This window comes from Tsuneonella rigui, assembly GCF_003958625.1.
Classification (GTDB): Bacteria; Pseudomonadota; Alphaproteobacteria; order Sphingomonadales; family Sphingomonadaceae; genus Tsuneonella; species Tsuneonella rigui.
The window spans coordinates 124,377-141,829 of sequence record NZ_RSEL01000013.1 but is presented as its reverse complement, the minus strand read 5'-3'; the positions used below and the strand labels follow the sequence as shown (position 1 = coordinate 141,829).

Here is a 17,453-nt window from a genome sequence, read left to right as displayed (position 1 = left end):
GATGGAAGGGAAAAAAGCGGGAAATTACGGGATTGCGCGGTTAATCGTTGTATTTCTGTGGATAGCTGGCGCCCGTGAGTGTTAACCATCCGTTCGCGAGAAACAGATAGCCGCCTGATTCCAGAGGGTTAGGCGGGGAGGACAAGAAAGGAGATGGCTCCACCCGCATTTTCCCGCGCTTAATCGCTGAAGGCCAGCGCCGCGACCGCCGACAGCGCGGGTTTCGCGCTTGCTGGAGAATGATCCGCGTCCAACAATGCCGCATCCGCGACCGCCACCACGTGGCCATCACCGACGCGGCAATCGGCGATCAGAGCTTGCGCAAGCAGCGCGCAGCGGGCGGGCGCTCCGGGTGTCGCGAGGCGAAAGCGGCCGGACATATGTTCGGGAATACTTGCCGAACCCAGCGCCACAATCTGTTCGGGATCCGGCTGATCCGGATCGAACGTCAGGTCGAGTCCCCACCGCTGGAGAATCGGTGACAGCAGGACCACATCCTGCGGCCGTCGCTTGTCGCCAATGGGAAATCGCGACTCTTCGGTCAGGAACGGGTCGGCGAACAGCAGCAGCCGTCCACCCTTGCGCACCCACTGGTCGAGTGCGACGTTTTCCGCCGGGGACAGGGGGCGTGGCTGGGCCATCACGAGCCGGTCCAACCGCCCCGCTTCGGTGCCATCGAGAGTGTCGAGGGGGATGAGTACGTAGTCGTCCTCCAGCGCACTGCGCACCCAATGATGCTCCTCGGTGCCATTGAGCACCTCACCGATCGATCCGCTCTCGGCCCAGTAGATCGGCAACGAAGTGAACAGCCCCAGGCGGGGCCGCTCGGACGCACTGCCATGCCAGGCCCAAGCGGCCACCGCACCGGCAATCAAAAGGATAAGCGCTACGAGGGCGGCGAGCCGCCGTCTATTGGCCGGCATCTGTTCTCGCAGGCTGGGTACCGGCGGGAGCGGAGGCTGTCGCACTCGGCTGAGCCGGCAAGTCCGGCACCACGCCAGCATCAGCCAGCGGATCGTTCGCGGGCGCCGCGTTGACCGTGGGCGCGACGGTCGAGGCCGCCTCAGGCACTACCGCCTTGTCCGACTGCTTCGCGCGCTCCTCGATCACGTTGGCAAGCCCGACGATCAGCACGATGCCGAGCAGCAGCGATGCGCCGACCTGCAGCCGCTGCATCGCCTCGGCCCGCGTGCCACCGAGCGGCGCGGACGCGGTTTCGGCATTGGTGTCAGGCGCGGAAGGGCGGATTGCCATCGTCTCAAGCTAGTCGCTTGAACCGTTCAGTCAATCTAGGCGGGCCGATGCCGACGCGCTCAGCCCTGCTGCCGACCGTCCAGCCAGTCGAACACCGGCAAGCTTTTCGACCGCAGCCACTCGCCGTTGTACAGCGTCGAAAGGTAGCGAAAGCCAGTGTCGCACAGGACCGTCACCACCCGCGCGTCCTTGTCGCGCTCGCGCGCCAGTTGCTTGCCGAGCAGCACTGCGCCCGCGACGTTGATGCCCGACGAGAGCCCGAGGCACAGGCCTTCCTCGCGGAGCAGCCGCGCGACCCATTCGAGTCCTTCCTCGTCGGAAACCCGGAACTGGGTATCGATCGGCGCGCCCTCTAGGTTGCCGGTAATCCGGCCCTGCCCGATCCCTTCGGCGACCGAGTTGCCCTCGGCCTTGAGCTCGCCGGTCGCGTAGTGACTGTAGAGCGCGGCACCGTGTGGATCGGTCAACGCGATCACCACGTCCTCGTTATGGCTCTTAAGCCCCATGCCGACGCCCGCAAGCGTGCCGCCGGTGCCGACCGAACAGGTGAACCCGTCGATCCGCCCGTCCATCTGCTGCCAGATCTCTTCCGCCGTGGTCTCGATGTGGCCCTTGCGGTTGGCGGTGTTGTCGAACTGGTTCGCCCAGATCGCACCCGGCGTTTCCTCGGCCAGGCGGCGGCTGGTGTGCACGAAGTGATTACAGTCCGAATACTTGGTCGGTGGGACCAGCACCAGCTCGGCGCCCAGCGCGCGGAGGGTGTCCATCTTCTCCGGACTCTGGTTGTCCGGCATCACGATGATCGTGCGATAGCCGAGCGCATTGCCGACCAGCGCCAGCCCGATACCGGTGTTGCCGGCGGTCCCTTCGACGATCGTGCCGCCGGGTTTCAACTCGCCGCTGGCTTCCGCATCACGGACGATCGCGAGCGCGGCGCGGTCCTTCACGCTGCCGCCTGGATTGAGGAATTCGCACTTGCCCCAGATTTCGCAGCCGGCTTCGGCGCTGGGGCCTTCAAGCAGGACGAGCGGGGTGTTGCCGATCAGGTCGAGCGAGCGCTCACGCACGGGAATGGCATTCATGTCGGAAAAGCTAGGGAGCGCGGCCGGGAGCGGCAACGCAGTTCCGTTTGGGCCCGTGCTAGTCTTCCTGCGCGATCGTCACCTTGAGCCCGTCGAGGTCCGCGGTGAACGACACCTGGCAACCGAGGCGCGAGTCCGCGTTCCGGTGATCGCTCGATTCGAGCAGATCGTCCTCGTCCTCGCTCATCGGTGGCAGGCGGTCCTTGAATGCCGGATCGACATGCACGTGGCAGGTCGCGCAGCTGCAGCAGCCGCCGCACAGAGCCAGCAGCTCGTCGAAGCCGTTGTCGCGGATCGCTTCCATCACGGTCAGGCCGTCCTGCACATTGATGGTCGATTCCTCGCCGGCACGATTGACGACGGTCAGCTGAGGCATGGTCTTGGGTCCCGAACTATCTCGCCCCCTGTCGGGCGTTCGGCGGGGCTGCTACGGTTTGGCCTGCGCTTTGGCAAGACGGAGGAAATGCAGGGTGGGTTTGTCGGCGAAGCAGATCAAGAGCAGCCTCGATGCAGTCGCGGCGCAGGAGCCGGCGATCGCGCGCGCACTGCAGGCAGCGGGCTACCCCGAACCCCGTATCCGCGATCGCGGCTATGTCACCCTGCTCCGGGCGATCGTCGGCCAGCAGGTGTCGGTCGCCGCGGCGGCGAGCATGTGGCGCAAGCTGGAGGACGAACTCGGCCCCGACATCCCCACCGCCGACCTCCTCGCGCGCGATTTCGACACCCTGCGCGCCTGCGGCCTCTCGCGCCAGAAGCAGGGATATGCGCGCAGCCTGTGCGAGTTGGTCGAGGCGGGTGCGATCGATTTCGACAATCTGCCGGCAGACGACGAGGAAGCGATCGCGCTGCTCACTCAGATCAAGGGCATCGGCCGGTGGACGGCGGAAATCTACCTGCTGTTCGCCGAAGGACGGCCCGACATCTGGCCCGCCGGCGATCTCGCGGTGCAGGCCGGCCTGGGCAAGATCCTGGGCTTGGAGCAGCGTCCGACCGAGAAGGAAACGCGGGCGCTAGCCGAGGACTGGCGACCCCATCGCGGCGCGACGGCGATCTTCACCTGGCATTGCTACAACAATCCGGCGCTCTAGGCGGGACTAGTGCTTGTCGCGGCCGCGCGTCGCGTCGGTCACCTGCTGATCGTGCCCGCTCTTGTCGCTGAAGAAGGCGAGTGCGAACAGGCCGGTGCCGACCAGCACCGAGAAGAACACGCCGAGAATGGTCGCGATGACCATGTGGACGCGCAGCTCGCCCTGCGAATGCAACCAGAACAGCGCCGCCACGACCATCAGCACCGCGATGACAATGATTGCGATCATCATCTGACGAAATTCGCGCTTCGCTTTTTCGCGCTGTGAAACCATCAATTGGATCCTTGTGGGGCTGAGCGGCGCCTGTCTGTGGGATGGTAATAGGTCGGGAGCCCATCGTTGGCATTGGACAAAATGTCTCACAGCGGCGCTCCGTTCCAGTAGCAATCCGCCACTGACCACGCTAACCCCGCGCCACAGCGGGAGGACGGACCATGGCGACACGCAAAGCGATCTTCATCACCGGCGGCGGGTCGGGCATCGGTCAGGCGATCGCCGAATACTTCGCGGGCCGCGGATGGTTCGTCGGGCTCGGCGACATCGACGCCGCGGGGATGAACATCACGCAGGAGCGGATAGGCACCGGCACCTCCTACGCGCACAAGTTCGATGTGCGCGACCGCGCCGCGTGGAACGAGGCGCTGGGCGCGTTCGCCAAGGCGTCGGGCGGCCGGATCGACGTGGTCGCCAACAACGCGGGCATTCCGCTCGGCGGCAGCCTCGACACCAACACGACCCAAGAGATCGAGCGCTGCCTCGACATCAACTTGAAGGGCGTGCTGTTCGGCGCGCAGGCGTCCCTGCCCTATCTCAAGCAAACTGCGCCCGGCTCCTGCCTGCTCAACACCGCCAGTGCGGCGGGCATCTACGGCACTGGCGGCGCGAGCGTCTATTCGGCGACCAAGTTCGGCGTGCGCGGGATCACCGAGGCGCTCGATGCCGAATGGGCCGAGTTCGGGATCAAGGTGCGCGACCTGATGCCCGGTTTCATCGACACCCCGTTGCTCGACCACTCGCCGAACCAGGGCTCGAATGAAGCGATCCGCGGACGCGTGCAGGAAGCCGGCCTCGAGATCACTCCACCGCTCGCGGTAGCACAGGCGGCATGGGACGCGGTGCACGGCGAGAAGCTGCACACCCTCGTCGGAAAAACCGCCAAGCGGCTCGCGTTCGGGGCGCGCTGGATGCCCGGCAAGGTGCGCCAGCAGGCGCGCAGCCTGACGCGGCCCTTAGGCCAGTAGCGCGTCGATCGTCTTGGCCATCGCGACATCGCGCTGGCTGAGGCCGCCCGCGTCATGGGTGGTGAGGGTAATCTCCACCCGATTGTAGACGTTGAACCACTCGGGGTGATGATCGTGCTGCTCGGCGAGCAGGGCGACGCGCGTCATGAAGGCGAACGCTTCGCTGAAGTCGCCGAATGCCACCTTGCGCTCGATCGCCTTGCCTTCGCGCGAAAGAGACCAGCCGGTCAGCTCCCCCAGCGCCGCCGCGCGTTCGGTTTCTGTCAGCTCGGCGATGGCCACTCGATAGTCTCCTCTGGCGCGACATTCCGCAGGCGCGCGAGCAGCAGATAGCCTGCCGAAAGCGCCGCGACCAGCACCACGCCGAGCAGCGAATAATATGGGTCCTGCACCACGAACACCGCCAGCAGGACAAGATCGAACCCCAGCACCAGCCAGATCGAGAGCGGATAGAGCGGCATGCGGTAGGGGCGCAACATGTCGGGCTCCTTGCGCCGCAGCGCCATGGCGGTGAGCGCGACCAGCACGAACATGCACTGCGACAGCGTGTTCGAAGTCGCCGACAGCGCCAGATAGGCATCGGACCACAAGAAAGCCGCCGAGCCGAGCGTCGACAGCGCCAGCGCGCGCATCGGCGTGCCCCGATCGGTCACGCGCGCAAACCAGCGCGGCAGGATGCCGGCGCGCGCGGTAGCGAATACCACGCGGCTGGTGGACATCAGGCCCAGGCTGGTGATCGCACCGACCGACAGCACGCCGAAGGTGGTGAAGATCATGTCTCCGCGGTCGCCGAACACCCCGCGCGCGGCGTCGGCGGCGGCGAAATCCGAGCGGGCCATCTCCGCAGGCGTCAGCGAGTGCAGGAGCGCAAGGTTGACCGCAAGGTAGAGCGCAGCAACGCCGAGGATGCCGCCGAACAGCGCGCGCGGAATCGCGTGGCCGGGGTTCTCGATCTCCTCGCCGTACACCGCAAGATCGCCCCAACCGTTATAGGCGCCAATGATCACCAGCATCGCCGCGCCGAAGCCGAACCAGCCGGCTGCGACTGCCGGGCCCGGCACCGGGTCGGGTGCCGCACCGGGTTGCGAGAAGAGCACTACCACCAGCCCGATCAGGACCGCGCCCTTGAGACCCGAGAAGCCGATCTGCATGGCTCCGCTGATCCGCGTGCCCATCGCGTTGACGAGGAAAAACAGCACGAGCAGCCCGGTCGCGAGTTCGCCCGGCCCATAGCGCCCGCCGCCGATGCCGAGGCGTACCAGGAACTCGCCGGTTACAAATGCCAGCATCGCCTGCGATGACACCATCAGCAGCACCAGCGTGAACGCGGTCACCACCCGGGCACGCGGGCCAAACGCGCGCTCGGCATAGGCAATCGCTCCGCCCGCGCGCGGGATCGCGGCGCCAAGCTCTGCAAAGGGCAGTGCGGCGAGCAGGGAAAGCGCCGCGCCCAATGCCCACAGTCCGATCAGCACCGCCGGCGAACCGCTCGCCTGCGCGACGATGCCGGGCGAGCGCAGAATGCCCTGCCCCACCACGCTGCCGACGACCGCAGCGAGCCCGAACACCAGCCCGAGCACGCGCAACAAGTGATTGTGCTGTGTCTGCATGCCTCTTCCCCCAGAGGCGACCGGGCGAAGGTGTGCGCCCGCGTTGGCGGGTTGGCAAGCGCTCGCTTGGCACGCCTGCGCGCACCCCGTATGCGGACGCGCGATGGACCCGCGCCTGACTGTGCAAGACCTCGCCTGCCGCAGGGGAGACCGGCTATTGTTTCGCGGGCTGTCGTTCGCGCTCGGTGCCAGTCAGGCGCTGCAGGTCGTGGGGGCGAACGGGACGGGCAAATCGAGCTTGCTGCGGATCGTCGCGGGGCTGCTGCGTCCGTTCGCGGGGTCGGTTGAGCGGGCCGGTTATGTGGCGCTTCTCGACGGCAACCTGCCGCTCGACGAGCATTTGTCGCTGGGCGAGACGCTCGCGTTTTGGGGGCGCATCGACGGTGTCAATGAAGCGCTCGATCCGGGCCTGAACACCCTGTTCGACGTGCCTGTTCGGTTCCTGTCGACCGGACAGCGCAAGCGGGCCGCGATCGCCCAGAGCCGTCCGCGAGTGGGCGGCATCTGGCTGCTCGACGAGCCGCTCAACGGCCTCGACGTGCGCGCCGCCGAACAGTTGCAGCATCAAGTCGCCGAGCATCGCGCGCGCGGCGGGATCGTGGTGATCGCCTCGCACCAGCCGTTCGCGCTGCCGGACGGCAAGCAGATCGACCTCGCCAAGTTCGCCGCGTGAGGACAGCACTAGCCCTGCTCCGCCGCGATCTCGGGCTCGCGTTCGGCGGCCGCGGAGGGCCGTGGTTGCCGGTGCTGTTCTTCGTCGCGGTCGCGGTGCTGTTCCCGTTCGCGGTCGGCCCCGACGCGCCGCTGCTCGCGCGGACCGGCGGCGGCGTCTTGTGGATCGCCGCTCTGCTCGCCGCGATCCTGCCGATCGACCGTCTGGTCGCGCCCGACATCGACAACGGCGTGTTCGACCAGCTGACCCTGCGCGGCGTGTCGGAGGAGCTGGTGCTGGTGGTCCGCCTGCTCGCCCATTGGCTGAGCTTCGGTCCGCTGCTGCTGATTGCCGCCCTCCCCGCCGCCGCGCTGTTCGACCTCCCCGCCGAGACCCTGCGCACGCTGCTCCTCGGCCTCGCCCTCGGCACCCCCGGTCTCGCCGCGATCGGCCTCGTCATCGCCGCGCTCACCGCGACCGTCAGAGGCGGCGCGGCGCTTGGCGGATTGCTGCTCATCCCGCTCGCGGTGCCGGTGCTGATCTTCGGCGCCGGCGCCCTCGCCCGCCCTGACAGCGCGGGACTGGCACTATGCGGCGCGATCAGCCTGGCGCTATGCGCAGTGGCGCCGTTTGCCGGAGCGGGGGCGGTCAGGGCCGCGCGCGAGAGCTAGGCGTAAGGCGGCTTGTCGCGCCCCGTCGGGCTCAGCGTGAAGATCTCGCAGCCGTCCTCGGTGATCCCGATCGAATGCTCGAACTGCGCGCTCAGGCTCTTGTCGCGGGTCACCGCGGTCCAGCCGTCGGAGAGCATCTTCACCCACGGGCGGCCGAGATTGATCATCGGTTCGATGGTCATGAACATGCCCGGCCGCAGCTCGGGTCCGGTGCCGGCCTTGGCGGCGTGAACCACCTCGGGCGCGTCGTGGAACAGGCGGCCGACGCCGTGGCCGCAGAACTCGCGGACCACGCCGTAGCGGTGCTTCTCGGCATGCGCCTGGATAGCCGCGCCGATGTCGCCGAGGCGGTTGCCGGGACGCGCCTGCTCGATGCCGATCATCAGGCATTCGTGGGTCACATCGACCAGCCGCTTGGCCTTCAGCGGCACATCGCCGACGAGGTACATGCGGCTGGTGTCGCCGTGCCAGCCATCGAGCAGCGGGGTCACGTCGATGTTGACGATGTCGCCGTCCTTGAGCTGCTTGTCGCCCGGGATGCCGTGGCACACCACGTGATTGATCGAGATGCAGCACGAGTGGGTGTAGCCACGATAGCCGAGCGTTGCCGGCACCGCGCCGCCATCGAGCGTCATCTGCCGCACCACATCGTCGAGCTCCCCGGTGGTCACGCCGGGCTGCACCATCGGCGCGAGCGCATCGAGGATTTCGGCGGCGAGGCGACCAGCCTTGCGCATGCCTTCGAAGCCGGCAGGTCCGTGGAGCTTGATGGTCCCGTCGCGCAGGAGGGTCTCGTTGCCGGTGACGGTCTGGTACTGGGTCATGGCGTGCACATAGGCGCTGGCCCGCAAAAAGTCACCGCTTCGCCGAGAACGCCGCCTTGTACGCCGGCTTCACCGCACCCAGCATCGCCGCCGTCATGGGGAAGTCGAGCTCGTAGGCGCCCTCCGCGTACGATCCGGCTACATAGGGCCCGTACCACACGGTGATCCGGTCGAACGTCTTGCCATTGGACGATCCCACCAGGATCGTCGCCTCATCAAGGTCCGGGCAAGAGGGCCAGATCTGGTCCTCTCCGTCGGTCGTCACCGGGTCCATGCCCTTCTTGACCCGCTCCTTGTTGAGCGCGTCGCACAGCGGCTTGCCGATCGCATCGCCCAGCGCTTGCGGCGAGACGAAGAACTCCGCCGACTTGAACCCGCGCTTGTTCGCCTTGTCCCACACGAAGCCTTCAAGCCCGTACATCCCGTGCGCGCCGCCGGTGTAGGTGGAGAAGTCGTTCGACAGGCTGAGGTATTGCGGCAGGTCAGCGACCACCTTCCACTCCGCGCCGTAGCTGTAGGGGTTGAAGGGGAAATCGTTCTTCTTCCGGTCGGCCTGGTCCTGCTTCGCATCGGCGATCATCTCGGCCTTGGCCTTGGCCGCGTCGGAGGAAAGCCGCGCGGCGAGCTCGGGATAGGCGCCCACTTCGGCCGGGTAGGAGAATTCGTAGCTGTAGAGGTCGTTGTCCTCCTTCTCCTTGCGCGCACTGCCCTTGCCCGAAGACGAGGCGACCGACGTGGCGTGGGCCGAAGCACTCTTCGCCTGCGCGGTCACCCCGGTCTTCTCGCGCACCTCGTCGGGCGACGAGCACGCGCCGGCGAGCACGACGGTGGTGAGAATAAGCAGGGGGCGAAGCGGCATTGGCTTTCTCCGGGCAGGCGCTAGGACGCCTCCTATGAGCAAATCGCCCGAGCTTATCCAGCCCGACCGCGGCCAGGCGGCCACCCTCATCAACCTCGTCAACAAGGATGGCTACGCCGCCTGGGCCAAGCGCCTGACCACGGGACAGCGCGCGGCGCTCGAAGGGCAGAAATTCGACGGCGGCCCTTATCAGGTGGGCGTGGTGCCCGATGGCGACGGCTGGTTCGCGGTCGGCGGGGTGGCCGATCCGGCTTCCCTCTCGAGCTGGTGCCTCGCCAAGCTGGCCGAGGCGCTGCCCGCCGGCATCTATCGACTCGCCGACGGGGATCCTGGTCCGGCGTTGTTCGGCTGGCAAACCGCGCAGTATCGCTTCACCCGCTACCGCGAAGACAAGGATGCGACCGGCGCCCGCGTGCTGCTGACCGGCGATGCCAAGGCGATCGAGCCGGCACTGGCCGAGGCGCGCGCGGCGATGAAGGTGATGGACCTCGTCAACACCTCGCCCGAGGACATGGGACCAGCGGCGCTCGAGGCCGAGGCCGAGGCGCTGGCGAAGGCACACAAGGCAAAGCTCAGCGTGACCAAGGGCGAGGCGCTTGAGCGCGAATACCCGATGGTTCACGCGGTCGGCCGCGCGGCGGCGCGCGAACATGCGCCGCGGATGATCCACCTCACCTGGGGCAAGGAGAGCGACCCGGTGCTGGCGATCGTCGGCAAGGGCGTGTGCTTCGACAGCGGCGGGCTCGACATCAAGCCGGCCGCCGGCATGCTGCTGATGAAGAAGGACATGGGCGGCGCGGCGCACGCGCTGGCGCTCGCCGGGCTGGTGATGGGCGCCGGGCTGAAGGTGCGGCTGCACCTGCTGGTTCCGGCGGTCGAGAACGCCATCGCCGGCAATGCCTTTCGCCCCGGCGACGTGCTGCGCAGCCGCCAGGGACTCACCGTCGAGATCACCAACACCGATGCCGAGGGCCGCCTGATCCTGGGCGACGCGCTGACCCGCGCGAGCGAGGAGAAACCCGACCTGGTCGTCGACTTCGCGACCCTCACCGGCGCGGCGCGGGTGGCGCTGGGCCCCGATCTCCCCGCTATGATGACGCGGCGGAATGAGACGGCTGAGGCGCTCGCCGCCGCGGGCAAGGCGCACGACGACGAGGTGTGGCGCCTGCCGTTGCCCGACAGCTACCGCGAGTGGCTGAAGTCCGACATCGCCGATCTCAACAATTCGCCCGCCAACGGCTTCGCCGGCGCGAGCGTCGCCGGTCTGTTCCTCGACCGCTTCGTCGGCGAGGGAATCGATTGGGCGCACTTCGATACGTTCGCCTGGCGCCCCGCCGCCAAGCCGGGCCGGCCCAAGGGCGGCGCGGCGCTCGGCCTGCGCGCCGCGTGGCACATGCTGCAGGCGCGGTACGGCTGAGGGCTCTGGCCCTGACTTGCCGTTAACGCCGCCGCGCTATAAGCGCGCCGCACACCTCACTAGGGGCCGACCCGCACCGTGACCGAATCCACCGCCTATCCGCTTCCGCAGGGCCAGCTCTCGCTGTCCGGCCCGGTCGCGCGTCCGGCGGTCGGGACCGTGGCGATCCGCGGCGACCTGGCGCACATCGCGCTCGCCGAGCGATACCTGTGTGCGCACTACGTGGTGCCCCAGGTGCGGACGATCGGGCCAGAGGGCGCGGTGCTGCTGTGCCAGCCGCGCGAGGGGTCGGACGAGGTCACGCGGCTCGCTGCGGGCACGACCTTCGAGGCGCTCGACTATGCGGGTCCGTGGTGCTGGGGCTGCCTCGCGCCCGAGGGGCCCTCGGGCTACCTGCACCTGACCGAGCTGGCCGCCGAGGACTGATCCGGTGGCGGCGACGGTATTCATCGATGGCGCGGTCGGCACGACCGGCCTCGAGATCGCCGACCGGCTGGCGGGGCGGAGCGAGTTCATCCTCGTCACGCTCGACGAGGCGCGGCGCAAAGACACTGCGGCCCGGCGCGAGGCGCTCAATGCCGCCGACTTCGCGATCCTCTGCCTGCCCGACGACGCCGCGCGCGAGGCGGTGGCTCTGATCGATCCGGCGAGCAAGGTGCGGGTGATCGACGCCTCGAGTGCGCACCGCGTGGCCGAGGCCTGGACCTTCGGCTTTCCCGAGCTGGTCGGGCGCGAGACCGTCGCACTGGCCGCGCGGGTGTCCAATCCCGGCTGCTATTCGACCGGCTTCATCGCCCTGGTCGCACCGCTGGTGCGCGCCGGCTTGCTCCCCGCCGACTGGCCCTACACCTGCAACGCGGTCTCCGGCTATTCGGGCGGCGGCAAGAGCCTGATCGCGCGGTTCGAGGACGATACCGATATCGCCTGGCGCGGCTACGCGCTCGGCATGGGCCACAAGCACGTGCCCGAGATGCGCGAGCGGAGCGGCCTGACGCGCGATCCGCTGTTCTCGCCGGCGGTCATCCCCGCGTATCGCGGGATGGTGGTTGAAGTGCCGCTGCCACTGAGTGCGATGGCAGCAGGGACGCCCGACGCTTTGCGCCAGTCCCTCGCGGATTTCTTCGCCGACAGCCCGGTGGTTCGCATGGGCGCCGAGCCCGACGGCGAATTGCTCCTGCGCCAGTCGCGGGCGCCGTCGGACGCGATGGACCTGCACGTGTTCGCTTCGGCGGACGGCAGCCAGGTCAGGCTGGTCGCGGTGCTCGACAATCTCGGCAAGGGCGCCAGCGGGGCGGCGGTCCAGTCGCTCAACCTGATGGCCGGGCTCGACGAGACCGCCGGGCTGCGGCTGCCTTAAAATCGGGCACCCCTGCCCGCCTCTCGGGCAGCCTAAAATCGCTGGCGCAGGATAGTGTCGCCAAGGGCGGCAACCGGCGGCGTTTTCTTGCCCCCACGCCCTTCAATTCGCCTGTTCGATAGCCTAGTCCCAAACGCGAACCTTGGCACGATTCTTGAAACATCGGCCGCAGCGATGGGATTGGGATTCACGTGAAGAAGATCGAAGCGATCATCAAGCCGTTCAAGCTCGATGAGGTGAAGGAAGCGCTGCACGAAGTCGGCGTGTCCGGCATCACCGTGACCGAGGCCAAGGGCTTCGGCCGCCAGAAGGGGCATACCGAGCTCTACCGCGGCGCCGAATACGTGGTCGACTTCCTTCCCAAGGTGAAGCTTGAGGTGGTCGTGTCCGACGACCAGGCCGACCGGGTGGTTGAGGCGATCGCCTCCGCCGCGCAGACCGGCCGCATCGGCGATGGCAAGATCTTCGTCTCGACCATCGACAGCGCCCTGCGCATCCGCACCGGCGAACGCGACGACGCCGCTCTCTAACATTCATCCGCTCCCGCCCGGGCAGCGACCACAAGAGGAACAGACATGGCTACCGCACAAGACGTGCTCAAGCAGATCAAGGACGAGGAGATCGAGTGGGTCGATCTCCGCTTCACCGATCCCAAGGGCAAGTGGCAGCACCTGACGATGGTTGCGTCGGTGCTCGGCGAGGATGAGCTCGAGGACGGGCTGATGTTCGACGGTTCGTCGATCGGCGGCTGGAAGGCGATCAACGAAAGCGACATGATCCTGAAGCCCGACTTGAGCGCGGTCTACGTCGATCCGTTCAGCGCGACGCCGATGATGATCGTGTTCTGCGACATCGTCGAACCCTCGACCGGCGAATGGTACGCGCGCGATCCGCGCTCGACCGCCAAGCGCGCCGAAAACTTCCTCAAGTCGACCGGCCTCGGCGACACCGTCTACGTCGGCCCCGAAGCCGAATTCTTCATGTTCGACGACGTGCGGTTCGAGGACGGCTACGCCGGCAGCAGCTTCAAGCTCGATGATATCGAACTGCCCACCAATACGGGCCGCGAATACGACGGCGGAAACATGGCGCACCGTCCGCGCGCCAAGGGCGGCTATTTCCCGGTCGCCCCGGTCGACAGCGCGGTCGATATCCGGGCCGAGATGGTCTCGACCATGATCGAGATGGGCCTGCCGTGCGACAAGCACCACCACGAGGTCGCCGCCGCACAGCACGAGCTTGGCCTGACCTTCGGCACCTTGGTAGAAACCGCCGACCGGATGCAGATCTACAAGTACGTCGTGCACCAGGTCGCGCACGCCTACGGCAAGACCGCGACCTTCATGCCCAAGCCGATCAAGGACGATAACGGCAGCGGCATGCACACCCACATGTCGATCTGGAACGAGGGCAAGCCGCTGTTCGCGGGCAACGGCTACGCCGGCCTCAGCGACATGTGCCTGTACTTCATCGGCGGGGTGATCAAGCACGCCAAGGCGCTGAATGCGTTCACCAATCCGACGACCAACAGCTACAAGCGGCTGGTCCCGGGGTTCGAGGCGCCGGTGCTGCTGGCCTATTCGGCGCGCAATCGTTCGGCGAGCTGCCGCATTCCTTACGGCACCGGCGAGAAGGCCAAGCGGGTCGAGTTCCGCTTCCCCGACGCGATGGCCAATCCGTACCTGTGCTACGCGGCGATGCTGATGGCCGGGCTCGACGGGATCCAGAACAAGATCCACCCAGGCGAGGCGATGGACAAGAACCTCTACGACCTGCCGCCGGCAGAGCTCGCCGAAGTGCCGACTGTGTGCGGTTCGCTACGCGAGGCGCTCGAGAGCCTCGAGGCCGACCACGCGTTCCTCTTGAAGGGCGACGTGTTCACCAAGGACCAGATCGACGCCTACGTCGAACTGCTATGGGGTGACGTGACCCGCTGGGAAACCACCCCCAGCCCGGTCGAATACGACATGTACTACAGCGCCTGATCTCAGCGCACAAAAGGTTCAACTTGGGGCGCCCGAGCGATCGGGCGCCCCATTTCGTTGGTTTCAACGCGGCGTCATCAACCCGCGCTGCATGCAGGCCGCCAGCGTGGCGATCAGCAGGAAGCCGGCGAACATGCTGAGCCAGTCGAGCGGCGCCGGGGCGATCACGTAGCCGAGGTGAGCGAGCAGCGCCCACCCGCCGCCGATCAGCGCGAGCAGGTAGAATGCCGCGGCACTGGCATCGCGCGAGAGCTGGCGCATGAACTCGTCGCTGGCCCGCTGCTGGCGCGCACCGAGGTACCAGGCGAGGCCGAACAGCCCAAGGAACAGCGTCAGCGCGACCGGTTCGGCCACCGGGCCCAGCGGCGCCGCCAGCGCGACGGCTACCAGCGCGAAGCCGAAGGCGGCGGTGGCGACCGCGCTACCCATCAGCCGGCTCTTCTGCTCGCGCAGTTCCTCGGCGTCCTCAACGTTGAGGAACTGCGCGCCGAGCTTCGGGCTGAGCGCGCCGAACGCCACCGACACCGCCATCACGAGATAGACCACCGCGACCATGATCGCGATCTCGCGCGACGTGCCGAGCTCGCCCAGCTGGCCGCTGTCGATCAGCGCCAGCGCGGCGAACGAGGCGAGCCCGCCGGCGAGCCCGCCGACTAGCAGGCTGACGATCGTCTTGCGCTGCACCGAGCGCGGCTTTGCATTGATTTCGGACATCATTTTATTCGCCCTCCGGCATCCAGTGATCGATGAACAGGTCCGGCACGGCGGCCTCGAACAGCCTGGCCATGCGCAGCGCCAGCGGCAGCGACGGATCGTACTTGTCGGTCTCGACCGCGTTGATCGTCTGCCGCGACACCCCGAGGCGGCGGGCGAGCTCGCCCTGGCTCCACCCCTTCGCCTCGCGGTACATCCGCAACCGATTTTCCACCGTCCGCTCCGTCTCTGCCTGACAAGAGCGCTTTACAGTCAAGAACTCTTGTCAGTCAAGAGCTCTTTACACGTCACGCGAGAAATCATTTTCCTACACGCGGTTTTCCCGCCAGATGCCTCTGCCTCCCCATCCGGCAATGAGGCGGCCCCATGCAGCGCAAGGTGATTTTCGACGCGATTCGGCGGATGCTCGGGCGCGGATTTGCGCGGCGCGAGGTGGCGGCGCTCGACGCGGCGATCGATGCGGCGCTGGGCGGCGATTCGCCGCGCACGGTGAGCCCGGCGGGTCTTTCGCTGATCAAGCAATTCGAAGGGTGCGCGAGAGTGCGGCCCGATCGCCTGGTCGAGGCTTACCCCGACCCCGGCACGGGCGCGGCTCCTTGGACGATCGGCTGGGGCGCCACCGGGCCCGACATCGGCCCCAACACCGTGTGGACGCGCGCCCAATGCGATGCGCGGCTCGAGGCCGACGTGGCGCGTCACGCGAGCGAGGTGGCCGCCGCGATCGGCGATGCACCCACTACGCAGGCGCAGTTCGATGCGCTGGTCAGCTTTCACTATAACACCGGCGCGATTGGCCGCGCGACGCTGACCAAGCGCCACCTCGCGGGCGATTACGGCGCGGCGGCGGCCGAGTTCGCCCGCTGGAACCGCGCGGGCGGGCGGGTGCTCAAGGGGCTGACCCGCCGCCGCGCCGCCGAAGCTGCGCTCTACGCGGGCTGACTGTGGGGCGAATCGGCCACAGTGCGGCAGCAGGGCCGATTGTTATCTCATGTTAATGGAACGCCAGCCGCGAGCGCCCGTTGGTCACGCGAAGGAGATACCAGATGCGCATGCTAATGCTTGGCGCGGCGAGCCTGGCTCTCGCCGCGAGCGCGACTTACGCGGACCCCGGCAAGGGTAACGGCGGCGGCAATGGTGGCGGCCACGGCGGCGGCCATGCGGCGGCCGGTCCCGCGTTGAAGGGCGGCGGCAACGGGAATGGCGGTGGCAAAGGCCAGGGCCAGGACCGCTCCGGTCCGCAGATGAACGCCAAAGCGGACAAGGGGCAGGCGCGCACCGCGCAGGCGCAAGCGCGCGGCCCTGAGCGCAAGGCCGAGCGGGTCGTCGCTCAGGGGAACGATCGCGGCAACGGGAACGGCAACGGCAACGGCAAGGGACGGCAGGATGTCGTGCGCTCGGTCGACCGCGATAACGTCCGTGTCGTGCGCGAAGTGCGCGAAGTGCGCGGCAACGGCGGGCGCGACGACGTCCGCGTGGTGCGCACCGTCGGCTTCGACGACCGCGGCCTGCGCGGCCTGATCGACGGGTGCCCTCCGGGCCTCGCGAAGAAGAACAACGGCTGCCAGCCTCCGGGTCTGGCTAAGCAGAACGGCACCTATCGCGGCGGGTATTACAGCCCGTCGTGGTTCGGTTACTCGTCGCTGGGCGACGGCCGCTACTACTACGACGACGGCTATCTCTATCGCACCAACAACACCGGTTCGGTGCTGGGCTACCTCCCGCTGCTGGGCGGCGCGCTGTCGGTCGGCAATCCTTGGCCGAGCTATTACGACCCCTATCCGGTGCCCGACTACTACGTCGATTACTACAACCTCGGCGCGCCGAACTCGTACCGCTATGCCGACGACGTGCTCTACCGCGTCGATCCGCAGAGCAATGCGATCACCTCGATCGCCGCGTTGCTGACGGGCGACCAGTTCGCGGTCGGCCAGCGGATGCCGCTCGGATACGACGTGTACAACGTCCCCTACGCCTATCGCGACCAGTACCTCGACGGGCCGGACGCCTATTATCGCTACGCCGACGGCTATGTGTACGAGGTCGATCCGACCACGCAACTGATCCAGGCCGCGATCCAGCTGCTGACCTGAGGAGATGCCGATGACTGCATTTCGTTCGTTCGCCGCGGCCGCCACGCTGGCCGCGGCGGTCTCGCTTGGCGCCTGCTCTCAGGGTGACGATAGCGGCGCGACTGCCACCGCCACCGGCAACGCCGATGCCGGCCACCGCACGCTCGCCGCGACCATCGGCAGCGCGCCGGGGCTGACCACGGTTTCGACCGCGCTGTCCGAAGCGGGCCTTGCCGACGTGTTCGACGGACCCGGCAGCTACACGCTCCTCGCGCCTGATGACGATGCCTTTGCCAAGATCGACAACAAGGCGCTGACCGATCCGGCCAACCGGGCCGAACTGGTTGCCGTGCTGCGCGGGCATATCCTTCCCGGTCACTTGACCCCCGACGCGATCAAGAAGGCGATCGCCGACAAGAAGGGGCCGGTGCAGATGCGCACCCTCGCCGATAGCATGGTCACCTTCAGCGCCGACGGTGACGTCCTCACCGCCACCGGTGCCGACGGTGCCAAGGCGAAGATCGACGGGGCGGCGCTGGTCGCCAGCAACGGCGTGGTGCTGCCGCTCGATGGCCTGGTGAAGTCGGCCACGCCCGCGAAGGCGAGCTGAAGCGCACTCCTTCGAAAATC

At 67.6% G+C, this 17,453-nt stretch carries 23 protein-coding genes; 12 read left to right on the top strand and 11 right to left on the bottom strand.

From position 1 onward, the window contains the following. Positions 1-179: 179 nt before the first annotated feature. From ELY12_RS05155 to ELY12_RS05140, 4 genes are read right to left on the bottom strand one after another with little or no spacing between them, the layout of a single operon-like run. Entirely contained in the window at positions 180-923 is a 744-nt protein-coding gene (locus ELY12_RS05155; protein WP_164549411.1) for a DUF4350 domain-containing protein, read from the bottom strand. Then, positions 910-1,254, bottom strand: coding sequence for a hypothetical protein (locus ELY12_RS05150; RefSeq protein WP_126175630.1), 345 nt, complete (start codon positions 1,252-1,254; stop codon positions 910-912). Before ELY12_RS05150 ends, ELY12_RS05155 begins: the two co-directional genes overlap by 14 nt. 59 nt (positions 1,255-1,313) lie before the next feature. Further along, a complete protein-coding gene (locus ELY12_RS05145; protein WP_126175629.1) occupies positions 1,314-2,336 on the bottom strand; it encodes a cysteine synthase A in 1,023 nt (340 codons plus the stop codon). A gap of 58 nt (positions 2,337-2,394) precedes the next feature. Further along, the gene (locus ELY12_RS05140) at positions 2,395-2,712 is read right to left on the bottom strand and encodes a 2Fe-2S iron-sulfur cluster-binding protein (RefSeq protein WP_126175628.1); all 318 of its coding nucleotides are present in this window, start codon (positions 2,710-2,712) and stop codon (positions 2,395-2,397) included. Positions 2,713-2,806: 94 nt separating this feature from the next. Between ELY12_RS05140 and ELY12_RS05135 the strand changes: the two genes are divergently transcribed. Next, entirely contained in the window at positions 2,807-3,424 is a 618-nt protein-coding gene (locus ELY12_RS05135) for a DNA-3-methyladenine glycosylase family protein (RefSeq protein WP_126175627.1), read from the top strand. Positions 3,425-3,430: 6 nt separating this feature from the next. Here the strand turns inward: ELY12_RS05135 and ELY12_RS05130 are convergent, their stop codons facing one another. Beyond that, positions 3,431-3,655: a hypothetical protein gene (locus ELY12_RS05130; RefSeq protein ID WP_241229731.1), complete on the bottom strand. Its 225-nt coding sequence runs from the start codon at positions 3,653-3,655 to the stop codon at positions 3,431-3,433. 203 nt (positions 3,656-3,858) lie between these two features. On the opposite strand from ELY12_RS05130, the gene ELY12_RS05125 reads away from it, so the two are divergent. Further along, positions 3,859-4,665, top strand: a complete 807-nt coding sequence (locus tag ELY12_RS05125; protein WP_126175625.1) for an SDR family oxidoreductase — start codon at positions 3,859-3,861, stop codon at positions 4,663-4,665. Here the strand turns inward: ELY12_RS05125 and ELY12_RS05120 are convergent. After that, positions 4,654-4,947 (bottom strand): 4a-hydroxytetrahydrobiopterin dehydratase, encoded by a 294-nt coding sequence (locus ELY12_RS05120; RefSeq protein WP_126175624.1) that lies wholly within the window; start codon positions 4,945-4,947, stop codon positions 4,654-4,656. The two genes, ELY12_RS05125 and ELY12_RS05120, sit on opposite strands and share 12 nt — an antisense overlap. Beyond that, complete coding sequence (locus tag ELY12_RS05115) at positions 4,929-6,275, bottom strand: APC family permease (protein WP_126175623.1); 1,347 nt, start codon at positions 6,273-6,275, stop codon at positions 4,929-4,931. The genes ELY12_RS05120 and ELY12_RS05115 overlap by 19 nt, the downstream gene beginning before the upstream one ends. Positions 6,276-6,378: 103 nt before the next feature. Between ELY12_RS05115 and ccmA the strand changes: the two genes are divergently transcribed. Both ccmA and ELY12_RS05105 read left to right on the top strand, forming a co-directional pair. Then, a complete protein-coding gene (gene ccmA / locus ELY12_RS05110) occupies positions 6,379-6,948 on the top strand; it encodes a heme ABC exporter ATP-binding protein CcmA (protein ID WP_126175622.1) in 570 nt (189 codons plus the stop codon). Continuing rightward, positions 6,945-7,598, top strand: a complete 654-nt coding sequence (locus ELY12_RS05105) for a heme exporter protein CcmB (RefSeq protein ID WP_126175621.1) — start codon at positions 6,945-6,947, stop codon at positions 7,596-7,598. Before ccmA ends, ELY12_RS05105 begins: the two co-directional genes overlap by 4 nt. On the opposite strand, the gene map is transcribed toward ELY12_RS05105, so the two are convergent. Then, on the bottom strand, positions 7,595-8,422 hold the full coding sequence (gene map / locus ELY12_RS05100; RefSeq protein WP_126175620.1) for a type I methionyl aminopeptidase: 828 nt from the start codon (positions 8,420-8,422) through the stop codon (positions 7,595-7,597). The two genes, ELY12_RS05105 and map, sit on opposite strands and share 4 nt — an antisense overlap. 31 nt (positions 8,423-8,453) lie before the next feature. Next, complete coding sequence (locus ELY12_RS05095; protein ID WP_164549410.1) at positions 8,454-9,281, bottom strand: DUF4163 domain-containing protein; 828 nt, start codon at positions 9,279-9,281, stop codon at positions 8,454-8,456. Positions 9,282-9,315: 34 nt separating this feature from the next. Between ELY12_RS05095 and ELY12_RS05090 the strand changes: the two genes are divergently transcribed. From ELY12_RS05090 to glnA, 5 genes are all read left to right on the top strand, one after another. Beyond that, on the top strand, positions 9,316-10,698 hold the full coding sequence (locus ELY12_RS05090) for a leucyl aminopeptidase family protein (protein WP_126175618.1): 1,383 nt from the start codon (positions 9,316-9,318) through the stop codon (positions 10,696-10,698). Between the two features lie 78 nt (positions 10,699-10,776). After that, the gene (locus tag ELY12_RS05085) at positions 10,777-11,124 is read left to right on the top strand and encodes a hypothetical protein (protein WP_126175617.1); all 348 of its coding nucleotides are present in this window, start codon (positions 10,777-10,779) and stop codon (positions 11,122-11,124) included. A gap of 4 nt (positions 11,125-11,128) precedes the next feature. Then, a complete protein-coding gene (gene argC / locus ELY12_RS05080; RefSeq protein WP_126175616.1) occupies positions 11,129-12,055 on the top strand; it encodes an N-acetyl-gamma-glutamyl-phosphate reductase in 927 nt (308 codons plus the stop codon). Positions 12,056-12,246: 191 nt separating this feature from the next. Continuing rightward, complete coding sequence (locus tag ELY12_RS05075) at positions 12,247-12,585, top strand: P-II family nitrogen regulator (protein WP_126175615.1); 339 nt, start codon at positions 12,247-12,249, stop codon at positions 12,583-12,585. A gap of 45 nt (positions 12,586-12,630) precedes the next feature. Further along, positions 12,631-14,040, top strand: coding sequence for a type I glutamate--ammonia ligase (glnA, locus tag ELY12_RS05070; protein ID WP_126175614.1), 1,410 nt, complete (start codon positions 12,631-12,633; stop codon positions 14,038-14,040). Between the two features lie 63 nt (positions 14,041-14,103). On the opposite strand, the gene ELY12_RS05065 is transcribed toward glnA, so the two are convergent. Together ELY12_RS05065 and ELY12_RS05060 are read right to left on the bottom strand one after the other, a co-directional pair. Then, positions 14,104-14,757 carry a hypothetical protein gene (locus tag ELY12_RS05065; RefSeq protein ID WP_126175613.1) on the bottom strand — a complete coding sequence of 218 codons (654 nt, stop codon included), beginning with the start codon at positions 14,755-14,757 and terminating at the stop codon, positions 14,104-14,106. Between the two features lies 1 nt (position 14,758). After that, positions 14,759-14,968 carry a helix-turn-helix transcriptional regulator gene (locus ELY12_RS05060; protein ID WP_126175612.1) on the bottom strand — a complete coding sequence of 70 codons (210 nt, stop codon included), beginning with the start codon at positions 14,966-14,968 and terminating at the stop codon, positions 14,759-14,761. Between the two features lie 152 nt (positions 14,969-15,120). Between ELY12_RS05060 and ELY12_RS05055 the strand changes: the two genes are divergently transcribed. From ELY12_RS05055 to ELY12_RS05045, 3 genes are all read left to right on the top strand, one after another. After that, the gene (locus ELY12_RS05055; protein WP_126175611.1) at positions 15,121-15,693 is read left to right on the top strand and encodes a lysozyme; all 573 of its coding nucleotides are present in this window, start codon (positions 15,121-15,123) and stop codon (positions 15,691-15,693) included. Positions 15,694-15,797: 104 nt separating this feature from the next. Further along, positions 15,798-16,844, top strand: coding sequence for a hypothetical protein (locus ELY12_RS05050; RefSeq protein WP_164549401.1), 1,047 nt, complete (start codon positions 15,798-15,800; stop codon positions 16,842-16,844). A 10-nt stretch (positions 16,845-16,854) separates the two neighbouring features. Continuing rightward, positions 16,855-17,433, top strand: a complete 579-nt coding sequence (locus ELY12_RS05045; RefSeq protein ID WP_164549409.1) for a fasciclin domain-containing protein — start codon at positions 16,855-16,857, stop codon at positions 17,431-17,433. Positions 17,434-17,453 lie beyond the last annotated feature (20 nt).

What these genes read in the sequence shown, in the direction of transcription:
- ccmA (WP_126175622.1), top strand. Translation starts at nt 6,379, where the DNA reads ATGGACCCGCGCCTGACTGTGCAAGACCTCGCCTGCCGCAGGGGAGAC.
- ELY12_RS05045 (WP_164549409.1), top strand. Translation starts at nt 16,855, where the DNA reads ATGACTGCATTTCGTTCGTTCGCCGCGGCCGCCACGCTGGCCGCGGCG.
- ELY12_RS05155 (WP_164549411.1), bottom strand. Translation starts at nt 923, where the DNA reads ATGCCGGCCAATAGACGGCGGCTCGCCGCCCTCGTAGCGCTTATCCTT.
- ELY12_RS05140 (WP_126175628.1), bottom strand. Translation starts at nt 2,712, where the DNA reads ATGCCTCAGCTGACCGTCGTCAATCGTGCCGGCGAGGAATCGACCATC.
- ELY12_RS05115 (WP_126175623.1), bottom strand. Translation starts at nt 6,275, where the DNA reads ATGCAGACACAGCACAATCACTTGTTGCGCGTGCTCGGGCTGGTGTTC.
- ELY12_RS05055 (WP_126175611.1), top strand. Translation starts at nt 15,121, where the DNA reads ATGCAGCGCAAGGTGATTTTCGACGCGATTCGGCGGATGCTCGGGCGC.
- ELY12_RS05125 (WP_126175625.1), top strand. Translation starts at nt 3,859, where the DNA reads ATGGCGACACGCAAAGCGATCTTCATCACCGGCGGCGGGTCGGGCATC.
- map (WP_126175620.1), bottom strand. Translation starts at nt 8,422, where the DNA reads ATGACCCAGTACCAGACCGTCACCGGCAACGAGACCCTCCTGCGCGAC.
- ELY12_RS05065 (WP_126175613.1), bottom strand. Translation starts at nt 14,757, where the DNA reads ATGATGTCCGAAATCAATGCAAAGCCGCGCTCGGTGCAGCGCAAGACG.
- ELY12_RS05150 (WP_126175630.1), bottom strand. Translation starts at nt 1,254, where the DNA reads ATGGCAATCCGCCCTTCCGCGCCTGACACCAATGCCGAAACCGCGTCC.
- glnA (WP_126175614.1), top strand. Translation starts at nt 12,631, where the DNA reads ATGGCTACCGCACAAGACGTGCTCAAGCAGATCAAGGACGAGGAGATC.
- ELY12_RS05095 (WP_164549410.1), bottom strand. Translation starts at nt 9,281, where the DNA reads ATGCCGCTTCGCCCCCTGCTTATTCTCACCACCGTCGTGCTCGCCGGC.
- ELY12_RS05145 (WP_126175629.1), bottom strand. Translation starts at nt 2,336, where the DNA reads ATGAATGCCATTCCCGTGCGTGAGCGCTCGCTCGACCTGATCGGCAAC.
- ELY12_RS05090 (WP_126175618.1), top strand. Translation starts at nt 9,316, where the DNA reads ATGAGCAAATCGCCCGAGCTTATCCAGCCCGACCGCGGCCAGGCGGCC.
- ELY12_RS05130 (WP_241229731.1), bottom strand. Translation starts at nt 3,655, where the DNA reads ATGATGATCGCAATCATTGTCATCGCGGTGCTGATGGTCGTGGCGGCG.
- ELY12_RS05050 (WP_164549401.1), top strand. Translation starts at nt 15,798, where the DNA reads ATGCGCATGCTAATGCTTGGCGCGGCGAGCCTGGCTCTCGCCGCGAGC.